This is a genomic window from Acinetobacter sp. ANC_7553 (assembly GCF_056779895.1).
In genome coordinates, this window is record NZ_JBWYIV010000008.1 from 111,473 (window position 1) to 132,530 (window position 21,058).

The 21,058-nt window shown below is 40.6% G+C and carries 15 protein-coding genes and 2 tRNA genes; 5 read left to right on the plus strand and 12 right to left on the minus strand.

Annotation, left to right across the window (positions count from 1 at the left end):
- Positions 1-182: 182 nt before the first annotated feature.
- Positions 183-2,201 (minus strand): CocE/NonD family hydrolase, encoded by a 2,019-nt coding sequence (locus AC1M9I_RS08095; protein ID WP_481610897.1) that lies wholly within the window; start codon positions 2,199-2,201, stop codon positions 183-185.
- 499 nt (positions 2,202-2,700) lie between these two features.
- On the minus strand, positions 2,701-3,240 hold the full coding sequence (locus tag AC1M9I_RS08100; RefSeq protein ID WP_481597537.1) for a TetR/AcrR family transcriptional regulator: 540 nt from the start codon (positions 3,238-3,240) through the stop codon (positions 2,701-2,703).
- 96 nt (positions 3,241-3,336) lie between these two features.
- Between AC1M9I_RS08100 and AC1M9I_RS08105 the strand changes: the two genes are divergently transcribed.
- Positions 3,337-3,870: an HPP family protein gene (locus tag AC1M9I_RS08105; RefSeq protein WP_481597538.1), complete on the plus strand. Its 534-nt coding sequence runs from the start codon at positions 3,337-3,339 to the stop codon at positions 3,868-3,870.
- 196 nt (positions 3,871-4,066) lie between these two features.
- On the opposite strand, the gene AC1M9I_RS08110 is transcribed toward AC1M9I_RS08105, so the two are convergent.
- The gene (locus tag AC1M9I_RS08110; RefSeq protein ID WP_481608880.1) at positions 4,067-4,459 is read right to left on the minus strand and encodes a hypothetical protein; all 393 of its coding nucleotides are present in this window, start codon (positions 4,457-4,459) and stop codon (positions 4,067-4,069) included.
- 130 nt (positions 4,460-4,589) lie between these two features.
- On the opposite strand from AC1M9I_RS08110, the gene AC1M9I_RS08115 reads away from it, so the two are divergent.
- On the plus strand, positions 4,590-5,597 hold the full coding sequence (locus tag AC1M9I_RS08115; protein ID WP_481608879.1) for an ATP-binding protein: 1,008 nt from the start codon (positions 4,590-4,592) through the stop codon (positions 5,595-5,597).
- Between the two features lie 41 nt (positions 5,598-5,638).
- On the opposite strand, the gene glyS is transcribed toward AC1M9I_RS08115, so the two are convergent.
- Positions 5,639-7,708, minus strand: a complete 2,070-nt coding sequence (gene glyS, locus AC1M9I_RS08120) for a glycine--tRNA ligase subunit beta (protein WP_481610898.1) — start codon at positions 7,706-7,708, stop codon at positions 5,639-5,641.
- On the minus strand, positions 7,708-8,685 hold the full coding sequence (gene glyQ / locus AC1M9I_RS08125; protein WP_035264216.1) for a glycine--tRNA ligase subunit alpha: 978 nt from the start codon (positions 8,683-8,685) through the stop codon (positions 7,708-7,710). The genes glyS and glyQ overlap by 1 nt, the downstream gene beginning before the upstream one ends.
- A gap of 314 nt (positions 8,686-8,999) precedes the next feature.
- On the opposite strand from glyQ, the gene AC1M9I_RS08130 reads away from it, so the two are divergent.
- Together AC1M9I_RS08130 and AC1M9I_RS08135 are read left to right on the plus strand one after the other, a co-directional pair.
- Positions 9,000-9,827 carry a transglutaminase-like domain-containing protein gene (locus AC1M9I_RS08130; RefSeq protein ID WP_035264213.1) on the plus strand — a complete coding sequence of 276 codons (828 nt, stop codon included), beginning with the start codon at positions 9,000-9,002 and terminating at the stop codon, positions 9,825-9,827.
- 198 nt (positions 9,828-10,025) lie between these two features.
- Entirely contained in the window at positions 10,026-11,135 is a 1,110-nt protein-coding gene (locus tag AC1M9I_RS08135; protein WP_035264211.1) for an HPP family protein, read from the plus strand.
- A 68-nt stretch (positions 11,136-11,203) separates the two neighbouring features.
- Here AC1M9I_RS08135 and AC1M9I_RS08140 read toward each other — a convergent pair whose 3' ends face one another.
- The 3 genes from AC1M9I_RS08140 to AC1M9I_RS08150 all read right to left on the minus strand — a co-directional run bounded on the left by AC1M9I_RS08140 (position 11,204) and on the right by AC1M9I_RS08150 (position 13,904).
- Positions 11,204-12,613, minus strand: coding sequence for an SLC13 family permease (locus AC1M9I_RS08140; RefSeq protein WP_035264209.1), 1,410 nt, complete (start codon positions 12,611-12,613; stop codon positions 11,204-11,206).
- 97 nt (positions 12,614-12,710) lie between these two features.
- Positions 12,711-13,493, minus strand: coding sequence for a sulfite exporter TauE/SafE family protein (locus tag AC1M9I_RS08145; protein ID WP_481610899.1), 783 nt, complete (start codon positions 13,491-13,493; stop codon positions 12,711-12,713).
- 147 nt (positions 13,494-13,640) lie between these two features.
- Positions 13,641-13,904, minus strand: coding sequence for a PspC domain-containing protein (locus AC1M9I_RS08150; RefSeq protein ID WP_035264203.1), 264 nt, complete (start codon positions 13,902-13,904; stop codon positions 13,641-13,643).
- A gap of 270 nt (positions 13,905-14,174) precedes the next feature.
- Here AC1M9I_RS08150 and AC1M9I_RS08155 point away from each other — a divergent pair, with 270 nt between their 5' ends.
- A complete protein-coding gene (locus AC1M9I_RS08155; RefSeq protein WP_092766699.1) occupies positions 14,175-14,786 on the plus strand; it encodes a hypothetical protein in 612 nt (203 codons plus the stop codon).
- A 91-nt stretch (positions 14,787-14,877) separates the two neighbouring features.
- Here AC1M9I_RS08155 and AC1M9I_RS08160 read toward each other — a convergent pair.
- The 4 genes from AC1M9I_RS08160 to AC1M9I_RS08175 form a co-directional block, all read right to left on the minus strand.
- Positions 14,878-14,953 (minus strand) — tRNA-Lys (locus AC1M9I_RS08160).
- 19 nt (positions 14,954-14,972) lie between these two features.
- Positions 14,973-15,048: transfer RNA gene (locus tag AC1M9I_RS08165), tRNA-Lys, on the minus strand.
- Between the two features lie 130 nt (positions 15,049-15,178).
- Positions 15,179-17,020, minus strand: a complete 1,842-nt coding sequence (locus AC1M9I_RS08170; protein WP_481610900.1) for a long-chain-acyl-CoA synthetase — start codon at positions 17,018-17,020, stop codon at positions 15,179-15,181.
- A 205-nt stretch (positions 17,021-17,225) separates the two neighbouring features.
- The gene (locus AC1M9I_RS08175; protein ID WP_481610901.1) at positions 17,226-20,603 is read right to left on the minus strand and encodes an Rne/Rng family ribonuclease; all 3,378 of its coding nucleotides are present in this window, start codon (positions 20,601-20,603) and stop codon (positions 17,226-17,228) included.
- Positions 20,604-21,058 lie beyond the last annotated feature (455 nt).

The following is a 21,058-nucleotide window of genomic DNA, read 5'->3' on the forward strand; positions in this document are numbered from 1 at the left end:
TATCGCTTAAAGGCTCTTAGGATACAACGCTACATCGTGTGAATTGGATCGTGGACAACAAAATTAAAAGTAAAGTTTATCCTCCGATTCTAAGACAGGTGTTGATCAAACCAATATATTCAACATAAAAAAAGTCTGAGCATGGATTCATGCTCAGACGCTGTTTATAAGAAATCTAAAAATCAATGCTTCAGATATTGAGTCGGGACTTTTGGTAAAACCACGCTTGATGGGTATTGTGAATTCGAATAGATCGAAATCGATCCCAAAAGCGATGAAGTTAAACTTGGTAATGGGGCAACGCCTTTCCATACATCACTCGAAACCACCGAAATTTGAATACGATGTCCTTTAGGAATAAGCGCAGCAGTTGCTGGAATCTCAACATTGACCAAGACTGGCTTGTTTTTGTCTAAAGGTTGAATATCCGATGCTTTAAATGTATGCCAAGGTTGAATCATTTGTCCTTTGATATAACGAGAACGTGATTCATCAACTTTACGCATGGATGCTGTGATAATACCCGTGCTTAATGTTTTAGCATTGCCCGTTCTTGGGTCCACATCGGATACACGTACGACTAAACCACTGTCTTTTGAGCTGGATGAAATCCACAAGTCAGCTTGTATCGGCCCATTTAAATAATAGTCTTCAGTTAAAGGGACTGAGTTAAAGACCGATGCAGGAATATTCGCCAAGTTGCTATTTTCCAGACATGGGAACGGTAGGATAGACGTTGCACCAATGAGAACTTGTTCAACAGTACTTGAGCATAAACCGAAAGTTGGCGCTTGTAATAAGTAGTTTTCACCAGAGCTTGACGTTGGTCGATCTTTTGCAAGATTTCCACGTGTATTTAAGAATAAACGATCTGGTTCTAATGCTACATGCGGCCAATCCGTACTGACGACATAATCTTCATAACCATGTACCCATTGTGTGACGTTAGGTAGAGTTTCAGCGCCAGTGTTGATGCCTTTTAAATATTGATCAAACCATTGAAGTTGCATTTTGTCTAAACGCGGTATATTACCTTTAGGCAAACTTGGGAAAAGTTGTGCGGCTTGAATGTGTGCCCAAGGTCCAATAAAGGTTTTTACTGTGGTATGACCTTTTAATGCTTCATGCCAAAGCGGTTCACTGCGTTGGAACAAATCACGTGTTCCCCCGACAATAAAAGTCGGAACTTTAATATTATTGGCTTGTTCTAACAGCGATCTTTCTTGCCAAAAGTCATTATCAAAAGCATCAGCTTTGCCTTTTAGAGCATTGGCAAAAAGCGGTATTTGGAATTCTGTACTGTTAATAATTTTATCGAGTGCGGTCAGTTTTCCAGTAATCGGGTCTTGCCCCAAGGTATCAATTGGTAAAGTACCCAACAGTGTAATTAAACTCATCCAAAGTGGAATGAAGTTAGTATTTAGCTGCCCGCCATTGAAAAGAATATCGCGGTACGCATCACCCATAGGTACGATTGGGAACGCTGCCTTGATTGCTGGATGTTGTGTCGCTGCACCCAGCATCGCCGTGATACCTAAATAAGAAACACCATATAAGCCGACATTTCCATCAGAGAAGCTTTGTTTACTTGACCAGTCAATAATTTCATAAGCATCTTGTTGTTCGACTTTGCCAAAAGCTTCCCACTTACCTGTAGAGTTACCTGTTCCACGAACATCTGCAACGACTGTTGCATAGCCACGTTTCACCATTTCAGGGTCTGCACCACCTGCTATTGCTGAAACCTTACCTGCAACCCCTGCGCTATAGGCCGTTTGAATAACAATCACAGGGAATTTTGCATTGATAGGACGACCTGACTCATCCGCAGGGAGCGTGACATAAGTGGCGATTCGCGTTCCATCACGCATGGTAATCCACTGTGCTGGCAAGGTCACCGACTTAGGATATTCAGCAGGTCGATCATACAATTGCCATTGAGCATTGGCATTGGAAAGTAATGGGACTTGAGTTTGACTCGGAGATTGTCTAGTTCCGAGTCGGGTGTTTTTTAATGCAACGGGAGTACCTGGGAGCGTGACATCTGGGGAGGTCACTGGGTCGGGTTGAGGACTTAAATAGCTTAAGTCTGGTGTCACATTTGGAGTTGGATTAATTGTTTTATTCGCTATGCCAATGGTGGTCGCAAGTATCGTGACGCCGATGCCAACAGCAGCATAGAAAGAATTTAGCAATTTCATTACATAATTCCTTTTTGTTTTTCATTTTTGTAGTCGTGCTTGAGTGAAGAATGAAATATGCATAAAGCCAAATCGTTCCATTCATTTTATTTTTATGTCTCATAATCTGATCAAAAAAGATAATTCAGATTAGGCTTTGATGTTGTATCACTGTTTAGTTTAACTAACAAGTTGGGGTCTTGCTGTTTGTCGGATTGGCAATGATGTTTTGATTAAGTATTTTATTTTTAATATAAAAAAATATTGATTGGGTCAGTTTAAAAAATACAACTGTATATAACTTAATCATAATTTAGAAGATATTTCTTCTATCTGATTTCTAAAGAAAATTATAAATTGTGAGCATTTATGCCAATCAGGAGCTTTTATTGAAACTGTAGAAACTCAGCGCTATGTGAGACTTTCACCTTTATGAAAAATCGTGATTAATCAAATTTTTTTACTCTGATATCTGAAGCAATACTGATTTAGGCAAAATATGCGCAGCTTTAAATCAAAGTCATTGCTCGAATAGATGATTTATATTTTTCTTAATCAGAGCACCAAGTTGAGGATCAAATCCATCTACCAAGAATCGGCTAATTAATCCTTCTATTAATGTGTAAATTAATTCGGATAAGTCTTGCCGGCCCATATTCAAGCAATGTGTTGATATTAATTCTTTTATCCATTGCTTATGATTTTGAGCAACTGAGATTATAGATTTATCGTCTTGGTTCGATTCAGCGACAGCTCTAACAAATAAGCATCCTTTAAAGGAGTCTTGTTGAAACCACTGCATATGCCAATCAAAAATTTTGTTTATTGCCGCAAGACCTTCTGATTTGCCGATATATTGAAACAAACTCTCTTTAAATTTTTCATCACGAGCTTTGAGAACGGATTCAACCAACTGCATCTTATTTTTGTAGTACGTGTACATCGTGGTTTTCGAACACCCTGATTGATTTCGAATTAAGTCTACACCTACGCCAACAAAGCTATTTTGGTTAAATAGTTTTTCTGCTGTATCAAGAATTTTTAATGCTGATTTTGACATCCTTGCAATCCTGAAAATAAAAATAGTACAGATCTGTACTATTTTTATTTTATCTGTATTATGCTTTTAAAACAATATTAAAAAGGCGATATCAGTATGATTTCAATTTTTGAAGGAAAAGAAAAACTTACTGCTTTTCCTAAACCGCACGAAATGATTCGGAGCTTTATTGGAGGAACAATTAGTATTTTTTTGCTACTTTTGTTGAGTAAATTAACGGGAAATATTTATATCATGGCGCCTTTTGGCGCAACTTGTGTAATTCTTTATGCAGTATCACAGTCGCCATTAGCTCAACCTAGAAATGTGATTTTCGGTCATTTTATTTCTGCTTTTATCGGTCTATTTTTTCTTAAGTTTTTTCCTGATTCGATTTTGACTGTAGCTTTATCAGTCGGTTGTGCGATTGCCTTAATGCAAATTTTTAGATGTGTGCATCCTCCAGCAGGAGCAAATCCATTGGTCATTTTATTAACAGCAGATTCAATCAGCTATGGATGGAATTTCCTCATATTTCCTGTGCTTTTAGGATCTGTGGCTTTAGTATTGATTGCGATGATTGTGAATAATATTAAACCTAATCATAAATGGCCACTTTACGGTTTAGGTATAATCAAATCCAAGTCATAATTGAAATTTGCATCATTCGATTTTTTTAATCTTATGTGAAACTACCTGAGATAGCCTTTCACTCAAACCTATCTTTTGTGAGACTTGGCATTGGTCGAGTCACTTTATACTCCCCTCTTATAAAAAAAGCACAGTTGGTTTTAGCCAATTGTGCTGTTCTAGTTTATGAATGATCAGATGAATGGTTTTTAGCGTCTTAGAAATGTTCACACTGTTGAAGATTTTTCGCTTTAAAGTGGTTTTTGAGCGCGTTGAAATTGGTTTGTTTTACTGAATCTTGAATATCAAACACGGTTTGTTTGTTTTCGACATCAGCATCTAAATTTGAATGCGCTGACATCAGTTGCTCCCCTTGGAAGAACCAGTATTCAGTGGCTTTGCCTGTTGCAAAGTTGCCAGTGAACTCGATCAGACAGTTTTCTTTTTGTTTGATGAGTCGTGCTAAGTTGTCTTTGGTTTCAGGCTCAACAGCAATGTTTTTGTGTTGTTCTAATACGATAGGGGTATTGGGATTTGATGGTATTGAAGAGCAGGCTGTAAGAGCTAAACATGTTAAAGCTGAAATAACTAAAGATTGAGTTTTCATCATAAGTTTTATATTCTGAACTATATAAATTTAAGTATATGAATTTTAAATAACATTGCCTATAGGGAGAAGATTGGGGTTGTGTCTTTTAATAAATATAAAAGAGTTTATTTTTGGAAGTGAAGAGTAATATATGACAATTCATCAGAACACTATCTTATTAGAAGCAAACTATTTAACTCTATCAATTCTGAATGATTTCAATAATAAATTAAAAGAGAATTATTATGCTGAAAAAGTGGTTATTGATCTAACTGGTGTTAATTTTTATGATCCTCAGACTATTCTTTGTTTAGCATTAATACTCAGAGACTTTAAGAAAGCTAGAGGAATCAGAAATACTCTTATTTCAATTAATCAAACACATAATTCAATCGGGTATTTGGCACATATAGGCTTTTTTGATTTTATCGGTGTAAATTTTGGTAACAAGATTGGTCAGGTAAAAGCTGGTGAGAGCTTTGTTCCAATTAGAAAGATAGATAAACAAGTACTATTAAATGAAAGTTTCGAAACTGGGAAAAGTTTACAAGATTTGATTCAGGAAGAAGCAGCTTATGTCGCTCGGGTGTTAGTAGGAGCAAATTTTAATAAACAAGTTTATTTAACAATTGCTTATTCTATTAGAGAGACAATAAGGAATGCTTTGGAGCATTCAGAAAGAGATGTTTGTTATGTATGCGCACAAAGGTGGAAAAATAATAGAGCTCAAATTGCTGTTGTTGATGAAGGAATAGGGATTCTTAGTTCACTAAGTAATGCTCAGATCGATGTGGATAAGGAAAATTTTTTAAAAATTGCTTTACAGGCAGGATTATCCAGAACATTAAATTTAGATGAAGATAAAAATATACATGGTAATTCGGGATTTGGTTTATATGTTTTACAACATTTAGCTAAAAACTTTGGCCGTATGACTCTCTCGAGTTCAGGTAAAACAATGATTATAAAAAATAAAAAAACTGAGAACGAAGAAAGAGTAAATGGTTTCACAGGAACATGCGTGTCAATTGAGTTTTCAATGTATCCAAATGATATTGAAGATGTTATTTCTATGATTGCTGACTCAGGTGAAGAAGAAGCACGAGAAGCAGGAAGAATTGTCAAGGCCTCTACTCGAAGTCGATCTGTTAATGTATAAAAAAACCCGCTTTAAAGCGGGTTTTTTTATTTAACTGAACCTTAGTGCTGTAACACTGAAATATCAGCAACTTTCGTAAACAAGTCACGAAGTTGAGCAAGCATGCGTAAACGGTTCGCTTTTAATTCAGCATCATCTGCCATGACCATCACACCATCAAAGAATGCATCTACAGGCGCACGAAGTGCAGCAAGTGCAGACAATGCAGCAGTGTAGTCTTTCGCAGCAAATAACGGCTCAACCACAGGCGTAATTTTCGCAAGTTCAGCGAACAATGCTTTCTCAGCATCTTCAACCAAGTTTGCTTCAACCACAGCGCCTTCAGGTGCAGCTTCTTTCGCAAGAATGTTTGCAACACGCTTGTTTGCAGCAGCAAGCGCAGCCGCTTCAGGTAATGCACGGAAGTGATTTACCGCATTTACACGTTTGTCAAAATCAAGAGGAGATTTTGGTGACAACGCTTGAACAGCTTGAATTACATCAACAGCAACGCCTTGGTCTTCGTATTTCGCACGGTAACGACCTTCAAGGAATGCAACAGCATCGTTTAAAGTCTTGTCGTGGTCTTTTAATACATCGCCATAAGCAGCAAGTGCAAGTTTGATCAAGTCTTCAATTGACACATCAAGCTCGTTTTCAGTCACTAAACGTAAAATACCAATTGCAGAACGACGAAGCGCAAACGGGTCTTTAGAGCCTGTCGGTGCTTGACCAATACCAAAAATACCTGTGAGCGTATCTAAACGGTCAGCAAGGGCAATCGTTGTACCTGTTTTAGTTTTTGGTAAAACGTCACCAGCGAATTTAGGTAAGTACTGCTCACCTAAAGACTCAGCAACTTCATCATTTTCACCTTCAAGACGTGCGTAGTAAGTACCTGCAATCCCTTGAAGCTCTGGGAATTCACCCACAAGCTCAGAGGTTAAGTCACATTTTGCAAGAAGCGCAGCTTTTTCAGCGTCTTGAGGGTTTGCACCTGTAATTGGCGCTAAAGCAACAGCGAGTTTTGCAATACGTGTCGATTTGTCCCAAAGCGTACCCAATTCTGCTTGGAAGACCATATTGGCAAGTTTCTCTTTACGAGAAGCAAGCGGTTGTTTTTGGTCTTGTAAGAAGAAAAATTCAGCATCAGACAAACGTGGACGAACCACTTTCTCGTTACCTTCAATAATTTGTGTCGGGTCTTTCGACTCAATGTTTGACACAGTAATGAAGTACGGTTGAAGTTTATTGTCAGCATTCACTAAGCAAAAGTACTTTTGGTTGTCCTGCATCGTCGTAATCAATGCTTCTTGAGGAACCGCAAGGAAGCGTTCTTCAAAACTTGCACGAAGTGCAACAGGCCATTCTACAAGTGCAGTTACTTCATCACGAAGATCCGCAGGCACAATTGCAATGGCATTGACTTCATCAGCCAATGCTTTAACTAGACTATCAATGATTGCTTGACGCTCTTCAAAGTTTGCCACAACGTAAGCTGCTTTAAGCTTGCTTAAGTATTCGTCAGCGTGAGTCAACGTGATTGCTTCAGGTGCATGGAAACGATGACCAAACGTTACGTTACCTGCTTTGTGATCTTGAATGATTGCATCAACAACGTCGTTGTCTTTAAGCAATACCACCCATTTTACTGGACGTACAAATTCGGTACGGCTTGCCGCTGAACGCATACGTTTCGCAATTGGAAGATTGTCCAATGCATTTTGTAAAATTTGTGGAAGTAAAGCATCAAGGCTTTGACCTTTGACATCTTTTAAGTAGCAAACTTTTTCGACTTTACCCGCTTGAAAAGTCGAGATTTGATCAACCGTGATGCCTTGACCACGCATAAAGCCTTCAAGCGCTTTAGTTGGGTTACCATCAGCATCAAACGCTGCTTGTTTAGCAGGGCCATCAAAACGTTTTTGCGTATCTGCTTGCGCGCCATCTACATTTACGATTTTAAGGGCAAGACGACGTGGTGCAGCATAAGCTTCGATAGAATCAAACGTTAAGCCTGCATCTTTTAAGCCTTTAACGGTTTCTGCTTGTAGTGCATCACGTAATTTTTTAAGGCTTTTTGGTGGAAGTTCTTCACAACCTAATTCGAACAAAACGGTATGTTTAGACATTATTTGCTCTCCTCAGATTTTGCTTCTGCTTCAACTTGTGCCTTTAACTGTGCCAATACCTCATCACGTAATGCTGGTTCTGCCATTGGGAAACCAAGTTCCGCACGTGCAGCCACATAAGCATTTGCAATTGAACGCGCCAATGTACGTACACGTAAAATATAACGCTGACGTTCAGTCACAGAAATCGCGCCACGTGCATCAAGTAAGTTAAAGCTATGCGACGCTTTAACCACTTGCTCATACGCAGGAAGTGGAAGTTTTGCTTCGATTAAACGTGTTGCTTCAGTTTCATAGAAGTCGAAGAGTTCAAACAGTTTATCAACAGGTGCGTATTCAAAGTTATAAGTCGACTGTTCAACTTCATTTTGATGGAATACATCACCATAAGTCACTGTACCAAACTGACCTTTAGTCCAAACCAAATCGTAAACTGAGTCTACACCTTGCAAGTACATTGCAAGACGCTCTAAACCGTAAGTGATTTCTCCAGTAACAGGGTAGCACTCAACACCACCGACTTGTTGGAAGTAAGTGAACTGAGTCACTTCCATACCGTTAAGCCATACTTCCCAACCTAAGCCCCACGCGCCAAGCGTTGGAGATTCCCAGTTGTCTTCTACAAAACGAATGTCGTGTACTAAGGGATCAATTCCGATCGCTTTAAGCGAGTCAAGATACAACTGTTGGATGTTGTCTGGGTTTGGCTTAAGTACCACTTGGAATTGGTAGTAATGTTGCAAACGGTTTGGGTTTTCACCATAACGACCGTCTTTCGGACGACGTGAAGGTTGAACGTATGCAGCGTTCCAAGTTTCAGGCCCTAATGCGCGTAGGAAAGTTGCAGTGTGGAATGTACCTGCACCCATTTCCATGTCGTAAGGCTGTAACACGACGCAGCCTTGCTCCGCCCAGTAGTTTTGTAAGGCAAGAATTAAGCCTTGGAAGGTATCAATATGCGATATGGCGCGACTCATGGTCATCCACTTAAAATTAGAGAAAAATTGTGCTTGATTATAAGGATTTTACAGGGGAGTGGCAAAGGGTTAATACGCTGAAAATATTTTGGAAAAAATTAAAATGGTCTTGATTCATGCCAGATTTTGCGCGGCTTTGCTGCAATTTTATGCTAGATCAGCAATGGGGTGAGATCTAAAAATCAGGAATAAATCAGATGTATAGCATCCTGTTCACTGAAGCGCGATAAAGTTAAACTGATCTCATACGATTGCGGTCTTAGAATTAGTTAAATCTTCACACAATATAATAATGCCTAATAATAAGGAACTTCATGACCACTTACCAAATTCAGTGTCATTTGAAATACAAGATTGTGCAACCTACCGAATTTATTTTTATGGTTCAGGTCGCCCATCATCCCGATCAGAATATTCTCGAAGAACAGCTCACCATGAATATGCCGGTCAAATGGCATGAATTTCGGGATGCTCAGCATCAAAACCGTCATATCCGGTTGCAACTCGAGCCTTGTGAGGCATTTGAACTGAATTATAGCGCGACAGTTACCCGTCAGCCGTGCATTCCTGTTGATCTGAGACAAAACCTGAATGAAGTCAAAATTCCAGACCTGCCGGATGAAGTACTACCTTATTTGCTGGCCAGCCGCTATTGCAATTCAGATTTATTACTAGAAATGGCGAAACGCTCATTTGGCTGGATGACACCCGGCTATACGCGTGTAAAAGCCATCGAACAGTGGATTTATAACAATATTTTTTATGTCTCTGGCTGCTCTGACCAGTTTACGACTGCGACGGATGTACTGATCCACCGGGCGGGGGTATGCCGTGACTTTGCCCATTTAGGCATTGCGCTGTGCCGTGCTTTAGGAATTCCGGCACGCATGGTAGTCGGTTATGTGGAAATTGAAAAGTTTTTACCTGATTTTCATGCCATTTTTGAAGCCTATCTGGAAGGAGGATGGGTGCAGTTTGATCCGACCCGTTTAGCTCCAGTCGACGAGCTGATTCGCATTGGCACCGGGGTAGATGCCGGAGATGTGGCATTCTCAACCTATTATGGTCAGGTCGAGCTGCTTAAAATCGAGCCTCTGATTAAACCTGAATGCGATAGCGGCGCTGAGGCTAAAATTACCTGACATGAATGATCTTATTGAAAATCCTATGAGGAGTTGAACCGTAAAAGAGAACTAGATGGATGACTGTTGCCTGGAGAGAGACTTGGCTTTTTAAACAGCATCCATTTAAGTGTAATTAAAAGATATAAAATGAATACATCTTTAAAGCGACTAGTTTTATAATGCGCAAAATCTGTAAACATTAAAATCAGGCGCGCCGTGTTCCATTCCAATCTTGACTGGCTCAATACCTTAAAACCGAATTTTAAAGTTCTTCCACTCAAAGACCGTTTACTCTGCGGTATTGGGGCACTACTGGGTCTCACGGTATCGTCATTACTGAGTTTATGGATTCTGGGTGATTTTGAAGCCTGGTATATTGCGCCGATGGGGGCCTCATCTGTGCTGCTGTTTGCAGTTCCGGCCAGTCCCTTGGCACAGCCCTGGAATATTCTGGTAGGTAATACTATTGCTGCGGTAGTGGGTGTGACCTGTGCCTTGTTTATTGCCAGTCCGACTGAAGCTTTTAGTCTGGCGGTGGCCTTGGCCATTATCCTGATGATGACCACAGATTCCCTACATCCACCCAGTGGTGCTGTCGCCATTACGGCGGTACTCGGCGGCAATGCGGTCCATGAACTCGGCTATGCTTTCGTTTTCTATCCGGTGCTGCTGAATTCGATCTTATTGATGGTAATTGCGATCGTCTTTAATCGAATGATTGGCAAGCGTTATCCGCAGCAGGCGCAATTGAATACCCGTTCCAAAGATCCGACCCCGACCCAGAAAGTCACTATTCAGCCGCAAGATATTCAGGAAGTACTAGATCAGCAAACCGAGCTGCTGGACATTAGTGAATATGACCTGCAAAAGATTATTCTGGAAGCGCAGGACCGAGCCAATGCCCGTGCGGTCAACCAGTTTACTTGTCAGGACATTATGACCAAAGACGTGGTGACCTTGCATGCCAATGATGATATTCAGCATGCACTGGACAAGTTTAAGCAGATGAACCTGATGAGCCTGCCGGTGGTTAATGCGGAAGGCAAGCTGGTGGGAACGCTGGCCATGTATCAGGTGGTAGAATGGTTTAAACGTGCTGCAGATGTGCGCAGCAGCTGGGAACATCAGGTCAAACATATTATGACCCGCAAGGTAGTCACAGTGCAGCCATTGCAGCCGATTCAGGATCTGGTGCCCTATTTTGTGGAACGTTCTTTTAACTATATCCCGGTAGTGAGCGAGCAGCGTCTGGTCGGAATTATTAGCCGTGCAGATATTATCGCTGCCCTGAATCAGGAACTAAACCATTTTAAAATGAGAGCTTAAAACTGTTTTAGATTGTCCTAAAAAGCACCCAAGGGTGCTTTTTATTTGGAATCTGGATTTATTTAAACTTAGATAAAGAACCAGTAAATAAACAGGGAAACCAAGAAAATACACATGATATTCAGGACGAACCCGACTTTCATCATTTCACTTTGTTGAATATGGCCAGTACCAAACACAATCGCATTCGGTGGTGTCGCAACAGGAAGCATAAATGCACAAGAAGCACCAATGCCGATCACAATAACTAAAATTTCCTTAGGCATGCCCATTTGATCTGCAATCGCTGCAAATACTGGTACTAACAGTGCAGCTGATGCAGTGTTACTGGTGAATTCAGTCAAGAAGATAATGAACGTAGCGACGACGAAAATAATGAGGAGTGGGGAGGCATCACCAAAGGCATTGGCAAGCGTTTGACCAAGCACCAATGAACTGCCTGAATCTTTTAAAATTGCACTGAGGGTTAAACCACCTCCAAATAGAAATAAGACGCCCCAATCTGTATTTTCAGCGACTTGTTTCCATGTTGCAGTACCGATAATCACGACCAAGCATGCTGCTAACACAGCAATCCAGGTATCAGGTTGAGTGATACCAAAAGTATCGGTGAGCTTTTTACTGAAGATCCAAGCGATAGCTGTGCAGACAAACAATATCATTGTTGCAATTCGGGTGCCTGTCCAAGGGATATCCTCAGTCACAAATTGCACTTTATGATTGAGCTTAGGTCTAAGTACCAGATAAAGACTCAAGAGCATGGCAGGTAAAATAAGAAGCATCATCGGTAAACCGATTTTCATCCAATCTGCAAAATCATAGTCTAAAGCTTTTGCTGCAATTGCATTTGGTGGAGAGCCAACCATGGTCCCTAAGCCACCAATACTTGCAGAATAGGCAATACCTAACAGGATAAAAACAAATGTTTTTCGATCTCGACTGACATCTAAATGTGAAAGTAAACCAAGGGCAAGTGGAAGCATCATTGCTGCAGTCGCCGTATTTGAAATCCACATAGATAAAAGTGCTGTTACAGCAAAAATCGCTATTACAGAGATGCCGAGATGACCACCAGACATAGAGATGATCCACATCGCAATTTTTTTATCGAGCTTTTGAATATGCAGCGCGGTCGCTAATGCGAAGCCACCAAAAAATAAAAAAATCACAGGATCTGCAAATGTAGCTAATGCCGCTTGTGTTGTGATTGGTATAAGCTCATCGCCTTTAGCCATAGGCATCGCGAGAAGAACTGCGAGTACGGGTACCAATAGGGCGGTAATCGTGATGTGGATGGCCTCAGTCAGCCATAAAATGCCGATAAAGCAGAGTAATGCCAAACCTTTATTGGCATTTTCATCATAGGGTAAGACTTGATAGAGTCCATAAGAAATAAAAGCGGCGATCAATATCAACACCCAACCTTTGATGAGCCCTTTAGGCATCATGTTGGTTGGGGTCGCGAGTTGTTCCGTCATATTCGCTCCTTTTGAATGTCGCTATAGGTTTTATAGTTGCATGTATTAAACTTCTTAATTCTGAAGAATGAATATCCTTATCACTTTTCAAAATATACTATTTAAACAATGAAATCGATTGTTCTAATAAATTATAGCTTTGCCACAGGGCTTGAATACCGAGCAAAAGTAATAGGATCAATACTGTATTTTTAAAAAACTGTTGAGAGATGTGTTGCCTGATCAGTCCGCCGATCCATACCCCAAATATTGCAAAAACACAGATCAACATGACTAAAAGTTGTTGATGCTCATCAATATTGACCAAAATTGGGTAAAGTAGAAGGAGTTGTATCAATTTGCTGGCGATAAAGCTTAAATTACTCACGATCACAATATCGGTTTTACTCAGCTGACAGCTGAGTAAATACATCATTAGAAATGGTGCCATTGCATTGGTAGCACCACCGATAATGCCTGCTAACAGACCGAATATCAGCATATTGAGCACTGACGGGCTGACGGTGAATGAATGTTGTCGTAATTGATCAATCACATACAGCACCATCACTATGCCAAGTAAAAGCTTTAAATAACCTTCATTGAGCCACAATAAAAGTTTTACCCCAAGCAGACTGCCAACTAAGCTACTTAGAATAAGGGGGAAAAATCTTATGCTGTAGTGTTGAATGCTCTGCCATATTGAATACTGAGGGTGAGCAGTTAGCAGAATTAAATTTAAAATGAGGCAGGGAAGAATGACCAAAGTGACAGCGAGGCTGAGCGGGAGTTGAGTAGAGAGTACGGCGGTACTCATCATGGGAAAGCCGAAACCGCTCAGGCCATGTAATAATGCGGCCAGTGCGCATAGCCACAATACCATCCATTCCGACTGTGCCATTGATTGTCCATATTTGTTGTTTTGTTCAAGTTAGCGCTATTTTGAGAAAGATGCAAAATGAGAATAAAAAAAACACGATAATTGGGGGAAATTATCGTGTTGAAAAACTCACCCGAGGTTGTGTGGGTGATTGAGGGTAAACTCAAGTTAAAGCGGTGATCTGTCCTGATGTACAGTGCGCATTGGACGATCATAAGTATCTGAATGTTCGTGCTGAACTTTATTTTTTGGCATCACTAACCAAAGCACTAAGTACACTAAAATTCCTGGAAATGCAGCGCTCATCACTGACACTAGAACAAAAATAATTCGTAATAAATTCGCATTCCAACCAAAACGTTCAGCAATACCGCCCATCACACCAGCAATCATGTTAGAGCGGTTTGAGCGATATAAACCAACATTGGCCATTGAGTTCTCCTTTAGAACCTAAAATAGTCATGAAATAGACTTCGCAATTTCTCTTTAACGTTTGTCTATACATTTTATATGGAGAATAATTTTTAGTTTTAAAGGAGATTATTCACAAAATATCGTAATTTTATGTAATGAAAAAGATAAAACCTTGATGTGGTATAGGTTCTGGATAATTAGACAGAACATGCTAATACTTGTATATCCCTATTTTATAAGGATAATATTTTTATACATCGCAATTTATGAAATGGCTCAAGATATAAAATGATGAATTTAAATTTTAAAGTTCATTCAATCTCAATGTTCAGCATTATCGCCATCATGAATATTGCACTTGCAGCATGTAGCCAGAATGAATCGCCACACATTGAACACATCAACCAAATTCAGGAGTCGCATACGCCTGAGTCTTCTAACTCATTAACGAATGTCGCAGGTAAGGCACGGCCTCCAATTCAAGAGAAAGCGGATACAACACCGCAGTCTGTTGCTAAAGAATGGCAAAAATTTGTAGGTCGTTACCAAACCACGATGCAATGTGATGATGGCTTTGCTCGTTGTGATAAGGGAGAAGCTGAGTTTATTATCAATTTATTGGCTGATGGCACAGCTCATCGTATTTTTATGCATCGTGGTAAGGTTGAATTTACAACGCAACGTCAATATCGCCAAGACCGTTGGTTGTACGATCCGCATCACCATCAAATCATTATTTTGAGAGAGAGTGGGGTTCAATTTTTTTACGATTTGGATGAGCAGGGTAATATGGTCATGGATCTTGATAAAATTGCCAATGCAACGCAAGTGAACCAAACTTTTTTTAAAGACAATCCGCTTCCGTCACGTGCATATACTTTGCAACGTCAAAAGCTTTGAAGATATAAGAATTGATACTCTATGAGGGTAGCTTGTATTATATTTCAGGCAATAAAAAAGCCTTTCAAGATGAAAGGCTTTTTTAAGAATCTGGTGGGTCGTCCGCGACTCGAACGCGGGACCAACGGATTAAAAGTCCGCTGCTCTACCAACTGAGCTAACGACCCATAGGGGTTTCAAAATAAGTGGTGGGTCGTCCGCGACTCGAACGCGGGACCAACGGATTAAAAGTCCGCTGCTCTACCAACTGAGCTAACGACCCATCTCGTTTTGATGTTGCGTATTTTAGCAAGTTATTTGAGTAGCGCAAGTAAAAAATATAAAACTTTGTTACGTTTGGCTAGAAATGACACAATTTCGTGTTTTCTAGCCAAAAAACAATCGATTTTAGCTTAAAAACGATATTTATACTGTTCAATATTTTTCAGAATCTCTTCATTTAAATCGCAATATGCATCTTCATTTGGTAATAAAACCAAAATACGATCTGAAGTTTTGTCTGGAAAATAAGCTTCTTCCTTTAACTTACTCTTTTGATATTTAAATGTTCCTGTAGTTTCGAGTGTTTTCTGTACACGTAAGAACACTGGAACTGCATAGCTAGGCAAAGACTTCTTAAAGAACTGAGCCATATCGGATAAATCTTGCTCATTTAGTTCAGCACCTTCTGCTAAAGTGATGGCTGCCATACCTGCACGACCGTTAGTATTTGGAATCTCAACGCCGTATACCACTGCTTCTGTGATCTTTTCATAATCACTACAAATATTTTCAACCTCAGTTGTAGAGACATTCTCACCTTTCCAGCGGAAGGTATCACCGAGACGGTCAACAAATTGAGCATGGCGGCACCCGATATCTCGCACGAGGTCACCTGTGATGAAATAAGAATCTCCTTTGGTAAAAACATCATGCATGATCGAGGATTTATTCTTTTCTGGATCGGTATAACCATCAAAGGGCGAGCGATTGGTAATTTTACCAATCAATAAGCCTGTTTCACCTTTTTTGACTTTAATACAATGACCTTTTGCATCACGAATAGGAGCTTCTTTTTCCTTGTCATATTGGATAATGGCATAAGGAATAGGAGAGAAACCTACGGTATTGTCGAAGTTTAAAATATTGGAAAAGCCGACATTGCCTTCACTTGAAGCATAAAGTTCGAGTACTTCTTCAATGCCAAAGCGATTTTTAAATTTATCCCAAATATTTGGACGCATGCCGTTACCAATCATCTTAGTGACGCGATGATTGCGATCTTGGTGTGATTCGGGTGCATCTAGAAGATAGCGACATAGCTCACCAACATAACCAATTGCTGATGCATTAAATTTTTGAACATCTTTCCAAAAAGAAGAGGTTGAGAACTTACGACGAATCGCTAGTGTCGAACTACCAGCAATTACACCACACCAGCACACTACCATGCCTGTAGCATGATAAAGCGGTAAAGTGACATACATAACGTCATCTTTATTTAGATTGAGGACATGACCATATGTGCCATACGCTAACATCCAACGACTATTGGTAAAGACTACGGCTTTTGGTAAACCTGTTGTGCCAGACGTATAGATATAGAATAAGCCGTCAGCACCAGTCACCTTATGTGTTTCAGATAGATTATCTTTAGATTCAGATAAAATTTCTTGTGCAAGATTATGATAGCCTTCAGGTGCTTGACCAGCATTTTGGCGTGTATTTTGATCAGCAAACCAATAGAGCTTATCTTTTGCGACAGTCAGTTGTTCGCGTACTTCATCGACAGCTTCACGGCATTCTTCACCGACAATTACGCCGATTGGTTTAACCAAATTAATACTATGGGTAAGTACCTTACCTGTTTGAGACGTATTGACGAGCGCTGAAACAACCCCAATTTTTGCAAGACCAATGACGGTGGCAATAAGTTCACTGCGGTTTTCAACAATGACCGCAATCACATCACCTTTTTTTGCACCCTTAGCGATGTAGTAGTGTGCAATTTGGTTTGCCCAATCATTTAGTTGTTGGTAGGTATATTTCTGATCTTCACATAACAGCGCAATACCTTGAGGATTTTTTTGCGCTGCACGCTCAAAAGCGAGGGCAAGACCTGCTGGCGTTTTAGGAGTACGTAAATAAGCCTGTTTGAGCCCGACAAGAATATTTGGCAACTTCGTGACCAAATGTGGGAGTCGTGCTGCTACGTCTTTGATTCCAATGAGATCGTTTTGATAAGTCTGGCTCATACTGGTCCTATTTTTTGTGATATTCCGTTTAGTCTTTAATTTTTCGCAAGTTTTTTACTTGGTTCTGTCACTGAATATCTTATCCATTTTGAAAAATTGATCAATTCTGAACAGGATTTTTCAGTCAAAACTTTAAAGACCATAACAAAAAAACCTAGCCACCGTAATGACTAGGTTTGTCAAAAGCTAATGTAGTTTAAGCAAATTACTCAGCTGATGGTGTTGCTTTTTTTGGTGGGCGACCACGAGGGCGACGCGGACGAACAGGTTTATCTTCTTCCTGCTGTTCTGCATCATCCTTATCTGCTTCAGCATGTGCAGATTTATCCTCAGCACTTACGGCAACTTCCGCCACTTCAACTTTCGCAGTTTCTGCTTCTGTAGACGCAACTTCAGTTGATTCTGAAGATTTTTCTTCAGGTTGCTGTTGTGAAGAAGTTTGAACTTTTTCTTCAGTCTTCACTTCAGATTGAGTCACTTCAGCTGTCTGTGTTGCTGTTTCTTGATGTGCAACTTCAGATGTTGCATCAGCTGCTTGTGGAGCATCCGTAACAGGTGCTTCAACTTTCACGGCTTCTTGTGCTGCAACTTCTTCAAGGCGCGCTTGTTTTGCTTGCTCTGCTGCAAGTTTTGCAAGACGACGACGCTCACGTGGATCGTTTGCAACACGCTTATCAGACACTGGTTTTGGAGGTGTTAAGTCCAACACAGGTGCAGGCTCTTTTTCAGCTGGAGCTTGTTGAACAGCGACATCACGTGTTACTGGTTTTTTCTCAGTAGCAGGTTCAGCAGATTGAGTATTTAAACTCGCTGCATACTGTTCAGTGAACTTTTGCAATGCGCGATTGAAGGTTGGAATTAATCCAAACTGCTCAATCAATACAGAGCAATCCGCACCATAAACATGTTGAATTAAGCTTAAAACCGTATGTTGTGCTAAAGCTGGCACTTGTGAAGGGCGAAGCTTCGGCGCATCTGATTTTGCTTTCTGGTCATGTTGATGCTTGTTACGACGACGTTGACGTGGGTCGTTACTTGCACGTTGTGGTGCTTGTTGAGGTTTAACCTCAGCTTCAATGACAGGTTCATCAACCGTAATTTCCACTTGAGGTGCTGACACTTCAGCGTCTGTCACAACAGGTGCTGGAGCAGTTGCTACAGGTGCTGCTACTTCAGGCGTTAATGCAACAATCTCACTTTGTGCTTGATCAACATTAACCACTAACGCTGTTTTAAGCTCATCATTACGAGGTACATCAATTAAATCAACTTTAACTTGAGCTTCTGGAGCAACAGGTGCTGAAGATTGCTCTTGATTTAATACACTTTGATCGCGGTGACGATTTGGACGTTGTGGACGTTGTGCATTACGGTCACGACGTGGCACAGCTTGTTCAGTTTGTGCTTCGAAAGCTGTCTCGTTTTGTTGAGGGCGCTTTTGATGACGTTTCTGATCACGCTGTTCTTGGCGTTGCTCATGACGGTTTTCATTGCGTGACTCATGACGATTGTCTTGACGTTGTTCATGGCGAGGTGCCTGTACAACTTCTTCAATCACATGTTGATCTGCGTTAATTTCGCGTGTGTCACGTTGCTTATTGCGATTTTTCTTGTTATGACGTTGTGGACGCTCGTCTTTTTCAGCTTGACGTTCTTGGTCGCGTGTATCATTTTTCGCAACGGGCGTATGTGAAATATACGCATTTGTTTCAACTGGTGCAGATGCTTCAATTGCCACAGGTGTCACAGGTGCAATTTGACCGAATTGACCGCGACTTACTGCACCACCGTTCACCATTTGTTCAATTGCAGCCGCTGCAGAGTTAGCCGTACGCGATTGGTCAATCGTACTCGCTTGTTTTTGAACAAAAAGATTTTCTAACCATGCGCATGGGCTAGTTGCTGGAGCAGCTACTGCTGGGGCAGTTTTTTGTGCTACCGCAGGTTGTGTAGCATTTTGATTGTTTTTATGACGCTTATTGCCTTTTTCCTGCGTTACAGGGGCATGCGTAGGTGGAGCTGTATGCTCTTCTTCTAAGTGCCATTCTGAAGACTCATAACCCAACTCTTTTTCACTAGAACGAGTCGCTTCAGTACGTTCATAGCTGGTTGGTGCAAAGCCTTCAGGATTATACGAGATTTCGTAATGTGGCGTTTCTAAATGCGGGTGAGGGAGTACAGTCACACGTACATTTGAAGTTTGCTCCAAATATACGAGGCTATGACGTTTTTCATTGAGAAGGAATGCTGCAATTTCAACAGGAACTTCTACTTGAACTTCACCTTGACGCTCACGAAGTGCAATTTCTTCAACTTTACGCATGATCGAAAGTGAAAGAGAACGCAAGTCACGAACCATACCTGTGCCATGACAACGTGGACATACATAGCCAGTCGCTTCTTCTAAAGAAGGGCGTAAACGTTGGCGACTCATTTCCATTAAGCCGAAACGAGACAATTGACCGAACTGGATACGTGCACGATCACTTTGAGTTGATTCACGCAGTTTCGCTTCAACCATACGTTGATTGCGTTCTTTGGTCATATCAATGAAGTCAATCACGACCAGACCACCGATATCACGTAAGCGAAGTTGGCGAGCGATCTCTTCTGCTGCTTCTAAGTTAGTACTAAGCGCAGTTTCCTCTACATCGTGACCACGAGTAGATTTTGCAGAGTTAATATCGATCGAAACCAATGCTTCTGTTTGGTCAATGACAATTGAACCACCAGAAGGAAGCTTAACTTCACGCTCGTAAGCTGTTTGAATTTGACTTTCGATACCAAAATGAGCAAATAAAGGCTCATTCAAAGTATATGTTTTTAACTTGTCTAATTGGTTCGGCATCACGGCTTTAACAAAGTTATAGGCTTCGTTATAAGCTTGTTCAGAATCAATTAAAATTTCTGCAACATCATCACGTAAATAGTCGCGAATTGCACGAGTAACTACACCAGCTTCCTGATGAACCAACATTGGAGAAGGGCCAGAATTTGCTGTACTTTGGATGCGTGCCCAAAGATCGAGAAGGTGCTGAAGATCAAGTTGAAGCTCTTCTTGTGAGCGACCAATCCCTGCAGTACGTACAATCACGCTCATACCACGAGGTACATTTAAAGAGGCCAACATTTCTTTCAATTCTTCACGAACTGAACCAGAAATTTGACGACTAATACCACCACCTTTCGGGTTATTTGGCATTAAGACTAAGTAACGACCCGCAAGGGAAATGAAAGTTGAGAGAGCAGCGCCTTTGTTGCCACGTTCCTCTTTTTCAACTTGAACTAAAAGCTCAGTACCTTCAGTGATTAACTCACGAATGTTTGAAGTTTGACGAGGGTCAGCTTTGTAATATGAGTTTGCGATTTCACGCATTGAAAGAAAGCCTTGACGGCCTGCACCATATTCTACAAAAACAGCTTCAAGAGATGGCTCAACGCGAGTCACATGACCTTTGTAGATATTGGCTTTCTTTTGTTCACGAGTACGATTTTCTAAATCGAAATCGTAAAGACGGTGACCAGTGATGAGTGCAACGCGAACTTCTTCGGCATGTGTTGCATTGATCAACATACGTTTCATGGGTGTAACACCTAATAGTGATACACAAGCAAAACATCGCGATTTACGTAGCGAACATCAACCCGCATGGATCAATTCCTAGATCACCATAATCAGTTTGATCTAAGTGTATTACCGGCCTTTATTGATGGGCTTCGGTATCTTGATTCATGTATTGATGATGGCAATACGGCTTTAATCCTGTCACTGATTAAAGAAGCCTGAACATTCACTGGCGGACTAACGGTGCATTGGATGTTCGTTACTTTCACTGTCACATTGCTCGAAGATCATCTCTTCAATTTTTTGATAGAGTGTCTTGATACGGAATTATCGTCGTATCTTTACAAATTGTGCAGATCCAATGCATCTAACGTTATAGCCTGAATGAGAAATCAGGTTGCGACCATTCTGATGTGTATCAGTTAACGTTTAAAAACCAACATAATTGTTGGCGACATATTTTTTTAAACAAA